We start from the raw sequence: 13,461 nt of genomic DNA, 5'->3' as shown, positions 1-13,461 counted from the left end.
ATCAAGATTTAAACTATGCCATTTGAATACTCACATAACGTTGTTGCTGTCGAAATTGAGGAGCTTGTTCCAAGATTTTGGAGTAAATCAAAAAGTTTATATCAAGAGCTTTGGAGATACAAAGAGAAACCTTACGGAATCAAGCGTATTGAGAACGCTTTTTTAAACGGTATTCCTTTAATCAATTTTGACAGCCTTAAACCGGAATATCAGGAGGCACTTGGTGACCCTCGAAAAGTAAATCATCCATTAGACTTATTTTTTCAATTTGATGCTGAGGCCGTAAGATATTACGCCGCGTTTAAAAGAAACGGTTCGGCTTTAAAATCAGACGAGCAAGAGCGATATATAATCAACGCTAGTGTAATGCAGGCCGTTATTAAGTTAGAGCAAAAAAGAATTGAGGAGCGAATCAGAATGAGAGGCTCACTTCGCGGAATAATGGAAACTTTGATTTATGATGTTGAGAGCTTCCAACATACTTTAAAAGTCAAGTATAAAACGGAGCACACTCTCCCAACTTCAAAACGCTTTAAAGATGCTTTAAAGGATTTTAAAGAAAATAGTTATTATTCGCTAATAAAAGACCCGAACGGAACCGGTAAGCAAAACGCCCGAAAAGTTGACGAACGCGTAGAAATGATTTTTAACGCACTTTTTAAGAATCAGATACACAAACCTACCCCGACAGAAGTTGCGCGCAATTACGAGGCGTTTTTGAATGGATACGCGCAAGTTTTTAATGAGGACACCGGAGAACTTTACAACCCAAAGGAATTTAAGAAACTTTCACAGGCCACAATTATAAATTATATAAACAAGTGGGAAAACAGAATCGCCACTCACCACGAAAGAAGTGGAGATCGTCAAAAATTCATGGGAAAATACAAACCACACCATCAATTAGATTTACCAACGTTGGCCGGTGAACTTATTTCAATCGATGATAGACAACCGCCATTCGTTTATAACCAAAACGGTGACAGAATGTGGTTTTATTTAGGGCTAGATGTAGCGAGCCGTTGTTTTACAACATTCGTTTACGGGAAAACTAAAGAGGGATTAATATTGGAGTTTTATCGTCAAATGGTACGCAATTATACAGAATGGGGATTTTGCTTGCCGTATGAGTTAGAGTGTGAGAGTTCATTAAACAGCAGTTTTAAAAACAATTTATTACGTCCGGGAGCAATGTTTGATGCCGTAAGAATTGAGGCTAACAACGCCCGAGGAAAATATATCGAGCGAGCTTTTGGAACCCTAAGAAATAACGTCGAAAAACAAAATTTAGGTTGGTTAGCAAGGCCACACGCAAAAGCAGAGGCAAATCAAAAACGTACAGATAAAAAACTGATCATTCCTTACGACACATTGGTTAATGAAAGGCTTTTAGATATTGAAATGTCAAATAATATGCCTCACCCGGAAAATAAAGAGCTAACACGTTGGGAATATTTCCAAGCAAATCAAGCCCCGAACTTAAAACCAACAAATTGGGCGGCAATACTTCCGGTACTTGGTCACAAAACACCAACCTCTTGCCACTTAGGATATGTAAACCTACAAGGCCGTAAAAGAGCCATTGCAGAAAACGGGAAAATCCTAACAGGTGAGGCCTTAATACAACAAATGAAAATTATTGAGGGCAAAGATGTGGACGTTTATTGGCTTGACGCAAACGACGGCTCAGTACTTAAAGCATTGGTTTACTACAAAGATCGTCTTATCTGTGAAATTATGGAAATGCCAAGATATAACAGGGCGTCAATGAATAGAACCGAAGCGGACAAAGAGGCTCAACTTTTACAAAGTGCTTATGTTGCATCGGTAGAGGCTTTCGCCAAGAGAAAACGAAACAACATCGAAAACATTAACATCATTGATAGCACTCCTAAAACGCTTAACAATGGCTTTAGAATTCCAAACCTAAAACGCTTTGAATTAAACGAGGAGCCCGCTGAAGTTTTCGACGATGAATTACAAGAGGAATACGCATATAACACAAATCAACGGCCAACAGAATGGCGCTCAAATTTTAACCTTTAAAAAAATTAATTATGAACCTAACAAATGAATTCAGACAAAAAGTAGTAAACGCACTTTTAGAGCAAAGAGAAAATTACGGTGGTTCCGATTCAGATTACGCAAAATCAAAAGGCATAAAACCGGCTATTTTCTCAAGGCTTAAAAACGGGGGAAACTGAGCGCCTTTTATCTGACACCGCTTGGATATCACTTGGACGCGAATTACAAGTAAAAGTTTATGAGGACACTTGGAAAATTACTCGCACATCTGTTTACGCCAATATGGAGGACAGCTTAAACTTTTGCAAAGAATTGAGTAAGTCAATGATGTTAGTTGACGATTGTGGAATAGGAAAAACGGCCTGCGCAAAACACATCAGCCGAAAAATGAAAAACACCTTTTACGTTGATTGTTCCCAAGCTAAAACCAAACAGCAGTTTATTAGACTTATTGCAAAAACTGTGGGTATAGACAATGCCGGAAAATATATTGATGTAAAGGCAAATCTAAAATACTACTTAACCACACTTGAAAAACCTCTTATCATACTTGACGAGGCTGGAGATTTAGAGTACAGCGCATTTTTAGAAGTAAAAGAGTTGTGGAATGGTACCGACGGCGTTTGCGGTTGGTATATGATTGGAGCCGATGGGTTACGCTCAAAAATTGAGAAAGGTATCTCAGGCAAAAAAGTTGGTTACGCCGAAATTTTCAGCCGTTTCTCTGACGAGTTTATCAAACTGGTACCAAACGGAAAAACAGAAAGGCAGGCTTTTTATAGTGACCTAATTGGAACCGTCGCAAGTGCCAACGTGGAAGACCAAACAAAAGTAAAACCTCTTATAAACAAGTGTATAAACAAAGAGGCGACACTTAGATATTTAGAAACCCTGATAAAGATAGGAGCTTAACTATGGCAAGAGCAATTTCAACAAAATCACTTTTAGAAAAGATATACAAGAACTTCGAGTTCGACGGGATTTGGCTCTTAGTTCTTGGAGTTATCGCAAAAGGGGGATTTTGGTTGATATATGGGAACGAGAAAAACGGCAAAACGCTTTTCGCCCTAAAACTCGCCGAGTATTTAACCAAGTTTGAAAGTGTCCTTTATGTATCTGCCGAGGAGGGAACTGGTAAAGAGTTTCAAGCAAATGCAGAGAGGGCAAAATTAGACCCCAAAATTAAACGATTAAAGTTCATTGAATACATTGATTTGGAAACGCTAAAAACGAAATTAAGAAAGCGACAAAGCCCAAAAATTGTAATAATAGACAATATAACGGTTTATGTGAGCGAGCTTAAAAACGGACAGCTTTACACCTTGAAAGAGGAGTTCCCAAACATCACTTTTATTTTCATGGCTCACGAGGACAAAAACGAACCTTATACCTCTACGGCCAAGTTATGTAAGAAGTTAGCAAAAGTAATCATTCGAGTAGTAGGATTAACCGCTTTTGTTTCCGGTAGATGTCCGGGAGGCCAAATCGTAGTAGATGAACAAACAGCAATGTTATTTCACGGGAGTAAAATCAAAAACAATTAACAAATGAACGCAATTTTAGTAAACCTGAACATTACACAAGAGCAATACGAGTTTGAAGTCTTAGACATTTTTTTACGTTGGTCCATGGACTTTGCAACAAACTATGAAAATGACCTGCAAAAGATTGTACAAAACGCGCCAGTATTTAATTACTTCAAAACGGAGTTTGCTAAGTGCGAAAGAGAGTTTTTAAACATTATGAAAGAGTACGAGAATCAGCCAAACATTAAACCGAAAGACGTTAAAGAGGCTTTTAATCGATCTACAATTTCAATCTTTAACAAATACCCAAAAAGTTTAATCATTAACGCTAAAAAACCAATCATTATAGCTTATGACATTGCAGCAAATTAAAAACAAAATCGGAGAGCTCAAGTATTGGCTTGAGCACAACGTAAACCACCCAAATAGAACAACTATTGAGGGGGATTTAAGAAAATTAACCGAACAATTAACAGAGGCCGAGAATGGTAGAGTTTGAGTACACCCCGGAAAACATAGACAATCGACTTAGTGACCTTTACTCAGTTTTAATGTATGACTCAGAACAAAGTGAGCTAACAGTTTGGGAGCGAATTCTTATCAACCAAGAGCGGGGCTCTTTGTTCGATAACCAAAATTACAACTCCGGTTTTTTAGAGCAAAAACAAACTCGTAAATACCAAGTACCGGAGGAAATAGAAATTAAAGTTCAAACCATTTTAAAAACCATTCAATTAACCTTTTGGGCGCCAAAACCGTACAAATTTAATATTTCAGAAATATGAGCGCAACAATCAATTTAACAGACTTAACGCCGGAACAAAGAGCGGCACTTATCGAGGAGGCGAAAGACCTTAACAAAAAACAGAAAGAGGAGAAAAAGAAAACGTGAAAGCATTAAAAGAGCTTTCTGAGGATTTCGTAAGGGGCAATATTGATGACCTTGTTTTCCAACAGGAAAAAGTGGAAAATCTGATCATAAACCTTTTTGAAGATTATAATACCATCAAGGAAATGAAAGCGGAGATTTACGGACTTGAGAAAAACGCACAAGACAGTCACACAAGTACACTATCTGATGGTTCCGCATCAATAACAATAGGCTATAATGTAACAATCGGTTTCGACGGTACAGAAAGCGCCGGAGTTGAAATTATAAAAGAGTTTATCAGTTCATTGGCCACAGATGACGAGAATGTAAAGAGGTTGTCAAAAATGGTTAACACTTTTTTGAAACCAAACGCAAAAACCGGGATGTTAAATCCGTCAAAAATAATCGAATTAAGCAAACTCCGTGACGAGTTTAATAACGAAAGGTTTAGCGAGGGAATCGACATCATATTAAACGCACAACAACGTCGTCAAAACAGTATGTACGTTTCCGGTTGGAAGTTCATCGAGCATAACGGACTACCTAAAAAAATAGAGTTCAGATTTACAGTATAATCCCGCAAGGCATACGGAGCGGTTCGAGTCCTATCAAAACAACAACAAAATGGAAAAAAGGGTAAAACTATTTGACTTTACAAATTTATTACAGTGTACACTTTTAAAAAGAATAGGTAAAGGCGAAAAAGATGTAATTGTAGTGACAGTATACAGGTATACTCGTTTAAGAGACCATGTTGAGTTTAGCTATGAAATTGCTTTCAATAACGAGGAGGACAGAGATTTGACATTTATGGAAATAACATCGGAGCTACTGTTTGAAGACATTAAAAAAATAATTTCAAGTAATAACATACCAATTTTAATTTAAACAAAATGGCTAAAAGAAAATATACTAAAAGCGGCGAAACCCCAAAAGGTTATGAGTGCACAAATAGAAAATGCAAATGGGCGGGTACAGATGACGAGAAAGCAATGAAGCCAATTGAAAACGGATTTTTAGAGCACGTTTGTCCTCAATGCAAAAATAACGAGTTCTACGGCCTTTTGGAAAACCCTAATATCTGTTTGCAGAAATGTGAAAGTTGCGAAAATGATTTTGATATAAGTAAAATGGCACAGGACGCAGGCGATAATTACTTATGCCACGATTGTTGGGACGAATTGTGGCCAATTATGGCACAGCAACACTCAGAAATGAAAGCAAAAGGAGAAATTGACTAACCGACTAAATAAGATAACCATGGCAACAAAAACAGAAGCAAACCAATCACCACAGGAATTTATGAAAGCTCACAAGCCAATTGCCGCACAGGCATTGGCTAAAGCAAAAGCGCAGGAGCAAGAAAAAATAAACAATGGCTACCGATATGTAAGAGTCGGTAACTCTTTAATCTTAAAAAAGTATGGCGACAACTAAAGTAAAGCCAAATGAGACCATAGGCGACCATTTACCAATACTTACTTGGCAAGTTAACCGGATAATGAAAAACGTCCATTACAAGAAGGATATTAAAGCCGAATGGGTGCAATGGGTAACCGGTGATGTAAAGAATACGAGCTTAAAATCAATAACCCAAGCTCAAGCAAAAAAATAATAATGTCTCAAGAGGGTTCAACACCGGTAAACGAACCAAAAACCGCCTCCGAAAACTGGGCGATGTTCGATAAAAATAACCAAAAACACCGTGTTATACTTTCCTGTCTGTATCAACTGCAATGGACGGTACCAAATGACCGCCGCGGAGAGCTACCGGACTTGGAACGCCTGAGCAACTTTTTAAAGAGTGATAAATCTCCCATTAAAAAGCCTTTAAAAGATATGCAACCGTTTGAACTGGATAAAATAATAACGGCATTAAACGGTATAATTCAAAGCAGATTTAAGTAAATGGAAAATTGCGTCCACGAAAAAAAAAAACAGTAGTCCTCGAAGTGGCGGCAACGTGCGAAACAACCGCCGTTTTTTGCGAGGACTGTAACGAACAATTAACAAAACCTAAAACTGATTGTGTATGAAAATATCTATAATATTAACACCCGAAACGTTATTACTAGTTTCGTTAACATTACAGCCGGTTTATAATACAAGAGCTCATACTCGTAGAGAAAAGTCAACATTATCAATCGCCTTTGACGTTTCTAAGAAATTGGAAAGTAAGGCCTGTAATTTAAAAGGACAGCAAACAATATTCAGCCCAAAAAGAAAGTAACGGTATCACTAAAGCATCACGAGGCCGATATGCTAGAGCTTTTACTCATTGACCAAATAAAAACCGTCAATGACGAATTTATTAAAACGAAACTCCAAGGAGTTATTAATCAAATAAATCAAAAATTGGCATAATGGAGCAAGTAACAACCTACACAGTAAAAAGCAAAATGGACTGTTTTATATGGGTATTTAAATACAATTTAAACGGCGTTTTTAGAAGTTTTGAAGTACTTGATGGTGAGTTATCCCCAAAGCAATATAATTGGCTTTTTAACTCCGGTCAGTTTCCGGGTGTACAAAGTATGATTGATTCTTGGAGAGAAAAACTAAAAGAAAACTTTGAAATCATAAAAGCGGAGCCGGTTCTTGACTTCGATGTATTTTGGAAACTATACCCATACAACCCGCTAAGTAAAAAGAAAACTGCAAAAGAGCGGTGGGAAAAGCTCAAGGATGCTCAAAAGATTAAACTGCTTATGAAGCTCCCAGAGTATAAAAAATTAAAAACCAAAGAGGGTACATCGTTTCCTTATGCGGAGGTATTCATTAAAGGTGGTTGGTGGGATGACTAAACAAAAAGAAAGTATTTTTAAATATAAGTCTTACACCGGTGTAAATGTAATATGGAAATTCATTTGTTTAACTGTGGTTGCAAAAGTGTTTATAGGCATAAGTTTGATTATGGCAGCACTTTTTTGAGGGTCACTTTCATTGTATTGGGTGCAAAAAAGAGGTTAACTATGCCTCAGACGATTTTATAAGAATTGAAATTAATAATAACATTCAACTAAAACTATTTTAACATGTCAAAAGACTTCATTAAAGTAACACAAAGTTACTCTACCAAAAACAGAGTACAGGAATTGGTTTTAAATAGCCTTATAATTTTAGATCATACTCTTTCCTCTGACATTGGAGCGGCAAAGAAAATGATTAAAAAGAACTTCAACTCGGGTGTTAACTCATACAATGGCCGGGCAAAGCTCCCAGAATTAAGGGAGTACCAACCCGATAACAATACAACCACTTTTATAGTTGATGATGTTATCATTATACAAGTTTATAAAGTATCAATTGATTTTACACATTAATAATATGCAAAGTATATCAGCAACTTACACAGGAAAAACAACTAATGATATTGTAAATGGTAAAACTTACATTATCCAAGTAAATAAAAATTCAATGATTGTCAATGTGGGAAAAGTGAAAATTCCATACAAAAGCATTTATGACTTTTTGGGTAACTGGACTAATTTAATGCAGGAAGTATGATACTATCATTTAGCACACAATTAAAGGGGCATCCAACGCTTTTTCCTGAGAAAATATTGTCGGGATTGTTAAAGGAGTATGAGATTAAAGAAAATCAATTATTTAAAGAGGTCCCCGATTTTATTTATAATTACGGCGAGTTTACGGGTTATCATTCTGCAGATTGTATACTTCAAGTGGTTGACCAATCAACCCCGAAAATTCACACTATTCGTGAAGACAAAAAAGAACGTTGGAAGCTCGGCGTTAAAATAGATTTCTTTATAAACTCTCGTAAACCTGATATGTTTCGCTTCGCTCCGGTTCTGCCGGGTGGTTAGCACACAGGAAATTGAGATAGTGTATTATCACAATAGGGAAACATTTGTTAATGACTTGCTACAAAAAAAGGCGGTATTTATTGGTAAAAGGCGGTTGAATAATGAAGAAATAAAGTCTTTGTCACAAAATGATGGTTTCGATAGCGTAGATGATTTTTTTACGTACTTCAATACTGATTTTGTTGGAAAAATAATCCATTGGACTGATTTAAAATACTAAAGTAATGGAACTAGAGGAGGAACTTAAAATTATTGAGGAGCAACTAGAGGAGCTTTTAGCCTGTGGCTCAAATGATGAGAAACTGGTCACTAGAAAACGGGAAATTCAAAAACAATTACGTGAATCCGTAAAGAATTAATTTATAAACTTTATACTTTTACAAATGAGACTATTTGAAACACATAGCGATTTAAAAACAATTGAAAAAAAAATTATTTTTTGCATTGGAACTGCCTTTGGAGTAATTATTTCATTTTTGGTTATGACAATTATACATTTTTTTATTTTTTAAATTAGACTCGAAAAGGCGAACGACTTTGTACACCGTTCGCCTTTTTTTATTTTTAACTATATTTGAGCCATGAGAGACATTTATAAAAAATATATTACATACGAAACAACGGCGGATAAATTACACAATTTAATTACTGAAATTGGGCAAAAAACATTTGATGTTTTAGATAATACAGATGGACGACAGGAAAACATAAAAGTTTTAATGCCGGAGTGGTTAAGAGAGTTAATTGAGGCTTATAACAGGCAAAATATATCAATAAACTCGCCACATAAGAATAAAGAGATTTATGGCTATGAAGTACTGCCAAACTATCAGAATGAAATAGTAATTTATAACAAGTATTTTAACCCAAAAGAATCAAGTAAACATCATATTATAAAATTGTAAAAAATGAACAAAACAAAACTTATCATCGGAGCCGTGTTATTTGTAGCCGTTTTAGGCGGTGTAAAAGCCTGTAAAGGAGAAAGCGAAAGTGTTCCCCAGGAGACAGTTAAAAAAGACAATTCCGAGGCAATAAATAAAGCCGCTGTCGAAGTAATCAAAAAAGAGCCAAAAGTTAAAGACGCCTTTTTAACAGATGCAAACATATTGTACGTAGCTGTAGAGAGTGACGGAACTGACCGAAGTGGTTACGCCTCATACATCTGCGAAACGTTAAAAGAAAACAAGGCCAAAATTGACGCGGTTAAAGTTGTAGAATTCGGAACAACAAACAGTCCGGACAAAGACAACGCCTATGGAGTTCTTTTAGGAGAAAGCCGATGTAATTAACATTATAAAAGCCCACCAAAATGGTGGGCTTTTTTTTATAATAAAAAATTCGATTTGTAAGATTTATGTCAACTCATTATATTTGCATATGGCCGCTAGAAAACAAAGACTTACCGAAAGAAACTCACAAGTACGTAAATTATTTTATGATTTACTTGCTAAAAATCCAAAATGGAGGATTGATGCGGTTATTGAGGAGGTTGCAAAAAAAGTATTTTTATCTAACAGAACGGTCGAGGCGATTATTAATTATGAGGGTATTTATAACGACCAAGCTACACCTCAAAAAAGTAATCAATTATCAATTTTTAACGGTATTTAAAAACCATTTAAAAAGAATTCATATATTTGCATTATAAATAAGTCTACTACAATTCAGTATAAAAATGCAGTCGAGGTGTAAACTGAGACAGCCCGAACGATAAAAGCCCCTTTACGGGGCTTTTGTCATTTTAATACGTCAAGGTTTTTGAAATCTCTTTTAATAATTTGCTCTCGGGTTAAATGAGCCGCTTTGCCTTTATACTGAAAAATCATTCCTTTTATTGACCGACCCCTCTCGCTTGTAATTTTGCGTTGTAAGGTTCTTATAATCTCGTCAACGTCGAGACCTTTAATTTTGTCAAAATCCCAAACAATGTAATACGGAATTTGCTCCGGGTTAACTGCCTTGTTTAGCATTTGTTTTTTTGGCGTCGTCAATAACTCCGCGCATATTATTCAAACCATCAATTGATTTACGATCACCAAGAAATTTATTAAAAATTAAATACTCCGGGTTAGTAAGTCCTTTGAGCTCTGAGTGCGTTCTGATTAAGAAATCAATATTTAGCTTTTTAGAGCAAATGTCGGCAACTTGGTAGTTTCTTCTTAAGTCTTGATAATCGGCTCCTAAACTAATTTTAACACGTGAGTTTTTAGTATTTATTAAGTTTGTTTCAGACTCCAAGAAAGTAGAGAGGTTTTTCTTGGCCTCTTTTATTTCGTCGTTTCTTAATCCATCAGCGTAAGGATTACTTTTAAAAACTTTTCCACTATAATAGGGGTTATTTTTAAATTCCTCTTTAAACTTAAAATTCGGTGCCTTTTCGTCCGGCTCCTCGTCTGTTTGTATAATTATACAGCGGCAACCCCAATCGAAAGGCGGTGTATGTGTTTTCCAAAAAGGGTGATTAATTGGTAAAATCACGCCATCTAAAACCCTGTGCGAATCCCTTACTCGAGCATCACCGGCGGTTACAATTTTAAGGTTTGGATACAGGTCTGCATCGGCCTCAAAATCTTGCCATTTTTCGGCCATATTGGCGGCCGCAACTGTATGGTGATATTCAGTTTCTAACCAACGGCGATTATAGTCTATATTAAGGCTATCCGCTACTTTCTTAAATTCTGACCACGGCACAATTTTACCGTCTTTTACAAGAGCGGCCTCTAATTGTTTTCTAAAGCTCGTTTCTTTGAGAGCAGAAAATTGAGCAATGTTGTATTTTAACGAATGAGCTAAAGCCGGGTCGTACATTTCCAAGCTTGGACTGTAACCAACATCGACACCTTTAGCAAAAGTGTTATAATAAAGCTCAACGGCTTTTTGTTGGTTTTCCGAGCTTATTTCACGAGTTCCAAATATTTCCTTAATGTAGTCCTCAAATAGCCCGCTTAAGTCGATTTTATCCGTTTTATCTAATTGTATAGGCGTACTACAACAATTCGTACGGTAAAACAATTTAAGCAGGCTTAGGGCTTTTTTGAGTTGTCCGGCTTAGAGTTTTTTCCGTCTCCTGGGGATGGCATAAATTCAACCTCTACTCCGTAAGTTCCCTCTACATATTTTTGTTTTAATATGTAACCATTAGACATTAATTGGCTATCGATTTTAATTTGCTTTTCGGGTCGGTAGTTTTTTCAACTGCAATTTTTGCTTTGTCAGGTATTTTATAACCAAGTAGGCGCATTGCCGGAACCAACTTATTATTTAAGAAAGCAAGCTCTTTCTTTTCATCTGCATAAATAACCTCGTTTAAGGTGTTTTCGTGTACTTCCCCCTGTGATTTACTTGAGCCGTTTTCGGTAGTCATTGTTTGATGTAAAACTAACTTTGAAAGCTCAGCGTCCAATGCTTTAATCTTTTGAAAGAATACGTTAAAAGAATCCGTTTTACTATTTTCTTTAATGTCAACCTCTGTACCAATTGGGAAAACACCATAAGGAGCTGACCCCATTTCCTCAAGCCAACCGGCAACCTCATTTTTGACGGTTTCACTTTGAGAGGCAATTTTTGCAATCCTGATCGGAATACCGAAAAGCTCCTCGAATTCGTCCCAACTTCCCCACGAGTGACGTTTTAGAATTGTATAAACGGCGGCCTTTTCTAATAAACCTATATTATCGTAAAATTGGGCATATAAAAGAATGTCTTTTATTTCGCTGTAATCGATACCCTTATCCGAGTTAACGTCATATAAAAGCACACTATGCTCAGGTATAACGATACCTCTATCGATGAGCTCAACTTTTTTAATTTCTCCTTTTGCCCAATCACTTACCCAAATTAGAGAATATCCGTAGTAAGTTGATTCGTGCGCCCATTGAATAACGTTTTCGAACCATTCCTTATCCTTTATAAGTTCTGTTAAAGCGTCGTCTTTAATGCCATCAATGGTAAAAATGTAATCTTTGTTTGTTGTTCGTAAAGTTCGGTTTCCCGTGATACCCGTTAAATGGCCGTCAAGCATAACATCTTGATAAAGTTCTTGCATCGGGTAAGTTTTAGGTATTTCGGCCTGATAACGTGCATATCTTGGCGCCGTCCAGTCGTTCAACTCTTTACGCCAAAGCCTCCTTTGACGACGAATTACGTCAACCATTAATTGAGTAACCTTTTCAATATTATGGGCATCACCGCCGGAAAGGTTTACTTTTTTCCCCCAAAGCGTTGCCAGATAAATGAACCGTGTTTTTTGTTGGTCTTGCGGTTGTTTTTTCAACTGCTTGTTGTCCTCTACTTCCAAATATTTTGCTTAACATACTATCGTAATAATTTATCTAATTCCTTTTTAATTTTCGCGGCAATCTGCTTGTTTAAATATTCAGATTTACCCATAAATTGACGTTTTGGCATTCCGTCTAATCCCTCGTTATGTCTTGCGGCATAACCTTTATAAGTGTAAAAACTTACTGAGGAGCTGCCTAAACTTATTCGGTGCCGGAATGAGCTCTTTAGTTTATCGCCTCCAGTTCCATGACCGACCAATATTGCCCGGTCTTTATTCTTGCTACCGTATCGGTTAAGATTTCCCTGTTTCCCTCGTCGGTTGGTTCTGTAACGGGTAATGTCTCGGCCTCGATTGTCTTCGGTTTTTCTTTCTTCCCATTTTTTTGTACTCACGTCAGTAAAGCCCTCGTCTCTAAAATTCTTTTGAATGAAGTTCAAACCCTCAACACCAATAATCCGTAAGGCTTTATCCGGCATTTCTTTTGCCGCCTTATTTAATAAGTTTTGTAAGTCTGCTAAACTGGCCATTTAAAAGTGATTTTTATAGTTTTTACGGCTACCGCATTTCATAAATGTTGCCGGAGTGTCGGGAGTTCCATCGCCGTTTGTGTCGTTTAACCTGATCGGCAAAGGTGGCTTAATTTTTCCCTCTGATACTTTCTCAAGCCATAACATAGCCTCGTCGTATCTTGTTTTTGCAACCTCGTTGAAAGTCTTAGTACGGCGAATGTATATTTCGTGTATAACGATTCCTTTAAGTTGTTTTAAAATGGTTTTATTTCGAGGCGTCTCCTGTGGCCCCGAAAATTGTTTCAGTATTATAATACTGGTATAAATAACCGGACATTAAGTCGATACTCTCGTCAATAATATTGGTTACAATTGAATCATCGTTATTGATGATTTTATTGATTATTTCGTCCGTTGC

The 13,461-nt window shown here is 36.6% G+C and carries 24 protein-coding genes; 20 read left to right on the top strand and 4 right to left on the bottom strand.

The annotated features are described in order from the left end of the window. The first annotated feature begins 15 nt into the window (after nt 1-15). The 20 genes from JJC03_RS15665 (at nt 16) to JJC03_RS15575 (ending at nt 9,863) form a co-directional block, all read left to right on the top strand. Nucleotides 16-2,046: a hypothetical protein gene (locus tag JJC03_RS15665; RefSeq protein WP_235873651.1), complete on the top strand. Its 2,031-nt coding sequence runs from the start codon at nt 16-18 to the stop codon at nt 2,044-2,046. 11 nt (nt 2,047-2,057) lie between these two features. After that, the gene (locus tag JJC03_RS15660; protein ID WP_235873650.1) at nt 2,058-2,204 is read left to right on the top strand and encodes a hypothetical protein; all 147 of its coding nucleotides are present in this window, start codon (nt 2,058-2,060) and stop codon (nt 2,202-2,204) included. 145 nt (nt 2,205-2,349) lie between these two features. After that, complete coding sequence (locus tag JJC03_RS15655; RefSeq protein WP_235873649.1) at nt 2,350-2,937, top strand: AAA family ATPase; 588 nt, start codon at nt 2,350-2,352, stop codon at nt 2,935-2,937. 2 nt (nt 2,938-2,939) lie between these two features. Then, complete coding sequence (locus JJC03_RS15650) at nt 2,940-3,569, top strand: AAA family ATPase (RefSeq protein WP_235873648.1); 630 nt, start codon at nt 2,940-2,942, stop codon at nt 3,567-3,569. 3 nt (nt 3,570-3,572) lie between these two features. Next, nucleotides 3,573-3,923: a hypothetical protein gene (locus JJC03_RS15645; RefSeq protein ID WP_235873647.1), complete on the top strand. Its 351-nt coding sequence runs from the start codon at nt 3,573-3,575 to the stop codon at nt 3,921-3,923. A gap of 113 nt (nt 3,924-4,036) precedes the next feature. Further along, nucleotides 4,037-4,336 carry a hypothetical protein gene (locus JJC03_RS15640; RefSeq protein ID WP_235873646.1) on the top strand — a complete coding sequence of 100 codons (300 nt, stop codon included), beginning with the start codon at nt 4,037-4,039 and terminating at the stop codon, nt 4,334-4,336. 103 nt (nt 4,337-4,439) lie between these two features. Beyond that, on the top strand, nt 4,440-4,997 hold the full coding sequence (locus JJC03_RS15635) for a DUF3164 family protein (protein WP_235873645.1): 558 nt from the start codon (nt 4,440-4,442) through the stop codon (nt 4,995-4,997). Nucleotides 4,998-5,046: 49 nt separating this feature from the next. Beyond that, nucleotides 5,047-5,310 carry a hypothetical protein gene (locus tag JJC03_RS15630; protein WP_235873644.1) on the top strand — a complete coding sequence of 88 codons (264 nt, stop codon included), beginning with the start codon at nt 5,047-5,049 and terminating at the stop codon, nt 5,308-5,310. A 5-nt stretch (nt 5,311-5,315) separates the two neighbouring features. Next, nucleotides 5,316-5,663, top strand: a complete 348-nt coding sequence (locus tag JJC03_RS15625; RefSeq protein WP_235873643.1) for a hypothetical protein — start codon at nt 5,316-5,318, stop codon at nt 5,661-5,663. A gap of 19 nt (nt 5,664-5,682) precedes the next feature. Beyond that, entirely contained in the window at nt 5,683-5,859 is a 177-nt protein-coding gene (locus JJC03_RS15620) for a hypothetical protein (RefSeq protein ID WP_235873642.1), read from the top strand. Next, the gene (locus JJC03_RS15615) at nt 5,846-6,037 is read left to right on the top strand and encodes a hypothetical protein (protein ID WP_235873641.1); all 192 of its coding nucleotides are present in this window, start codon (nt 5,846-5,848) and stop codon (nt 6,035-6,037) included. The genes JJC03_RS15620 and JJC03_RS15615 overlap by 14 nt, the downstream gene beginning before the upstream one ends. A 2-nt stretch (nt 6,038-6,039) precedes the next feature. Then, nucleotides 6,040-6,330, top strand: coding sequence for a hypothetical protein (locus JJC03_RS15610; RefSeq protein WP_235873640.1), 291 nt, complete (start codon nt 6,040-6,042; stop codon nt 6,328-6,330). A gap of 455 nt (nt 6,331-6,785) precedes the next feature. Beyond that, nucleotides 6,786-7,226 carry an LvrA C-terminal domain-related protein gene (locus JJC03_RS15605; RefSeq protein WP_235873639.1) on the top strand — a complete coding sequence of 147 codons (441 nt, stop codon included), beginning with the start codon at nt 6,786-6,788 and terminating at the stop codon, nt 7,224-7,226. Between the two features lie 231 nt (nt 7,227-7,457). Continuing rightward, nucleotides 7,458-7,745 (top strand): hypothetical protein, encoded by a 288-nt coding sequence (locus JJC03_RS15600; protein WP_235873638.1) that lies wholly within the window; start codon nt 7,458-7,460, stop codon nt 7,743-7,745. Between the two features lie 4 nt (nt 7,746-7,749). Beyond that, a complete protein-coding gene (locus tag JJC03_RS15595) occupies nt 7,750-7,929 on the top strand; it encodes a hypothetical protein (protein ID WP_235873637.1) in 180 nt (59 codons plus the stop codon). Further along, complete coding sequence (locus JJC03_RS15590) at nt 7,926-8,249, top strand: hypothetical protein (RefSeq protein WP_235873636.1); 324 nt, start codon at nt 7,926-7,928, stop codon at nt 8,247-8,249. The genes JJC03_RS15595 and JJC03_RS15590 overlap by 4 nt, the downstream gene beginning before the upstream one ends. A 224-nt stretch (nt 8,250-8,473) precedes the next feature. After that, nucleotides 8,474-8,608, top strand: a complete 135-nt coding sequence (locus tag JJC03_RS18370; protein WP_258931986.1) for a hypothetical protein — start codon at nt 8,474-8,476, stop codon at nt 8,606-8,608. A gap of 222 nt (nt 8,609-8,830) precedes the next feature. Continuing rightward, nucleotides 8,831-9,154 carry a hypothetical protein gene (locus JJC03_RS15585; protein ID WP_235873635.1) on the top strand — a complete coding sequence of 108 codons (324 nt, stop codon included), beginning with the start codon at nt 8,831-8,833 and terminating at the stop codon, nt 9,152-9,154. A gap of 3 nt (nt 9,155-9,157) precedes the next feature. Further along, nucleotides 9,158-9,541 carry a hypothetical protein gene (locus JJC03_RS15580; protein ID WP_235873634.1) on the top strand — a complete coding sequence of 128 codons (384 nt, stop codon included), beginning with the start codon at nt 9,158-9,160 and terminating at the stop codon, nt 9,539-9,541. A gap of 88 nt (nt 9,542-9,629) precedes the next feature. Further along, a complete protein-coding gene (locus tag JJC03_RS15575; RefSeq protein ID WP_235873633.1) occupies nt 9,630-9,863 on the top strand; it encodes a hypothetical protein in 234 nt (77 codons plus the stop codon). Nucleotides 9,864-10,202: 339 nt separating this feature from the next. Here the strand turns inward: JJC03_RS15575 and JJC03_RS15570 are convergent, their stop codons facing one another. The 4 genes from JJC03_RS15570 to JJC03_RS18365 all read right to left on the bottom strand — a co-directional run bounded on the left by JJC03_RS15570 (nt 10,203) and on the right by JJC03_RS18365 (nt 13,262). Continuing rightward, on the bottom strand, nt 10,203-11,264 hold the full coding sequence (locus tag JJC03_RS15570) for a phage head morphogenesis protein (protein ID WP_235873632.1): 1,062 nt from the start codon (nt 11,262-11,264) through the stop codon (nt 10,203-10,205). Nucleotides 11,265-11,397: 133 nt separating this feature from the next. Continuing rightward, the gene (locus JJC03_RS15565) at nt 11,398-12,549 is read right to left on the bottom strand and encodes a phage portal protein family protein (protein ID WP_258931985.1); all 1,152 of its coding nucleotides are present in this window, start codon (nt 12,547-12,549) and stop codon (nt 11,398-11,400) included. Nucleotides 12,550-12,566: 17 nt separating this feature from the next. Continuing rightward, nucleotides 12,567-13,061 carry a phage morphogenesis protein gene (locus JJC03_RS15560; protein WP_235873631.1) on the bottom strand — a complete coding sequence of 165 codons (495 nt, stop codon included), beginning with the start codon at nt 13,059-13,061 and terminating at the stop codon, nt 12,567-12,569. Then, complete coding sequence (locus JJC03_RS18365) at nt 13,062-13,262, bottom strand: DUF1320 domain-containing protein (RefSeq protein WP_258932638.1); 201 nt, start codon at nt 13,260-13,262, stop codon at nt 13,062-13,064. Nucleotides 13,263-13,461 lie beyond the last annotated feature (199 nt).

The organism is Flavobacterium oreochromis, from assembly GCF_019565455.1.
GTDB lineage: Bacteria > Bacteroidota > Bacteroidia > Flavobacteriales > Flavobacteriaceae > Flavobacterium > Flavobacterium oreochromis.
Note: the sequence above shows the minus strand (reverse complement) of the source record. Positions and strands in the feature narration are given on the sequence as shown.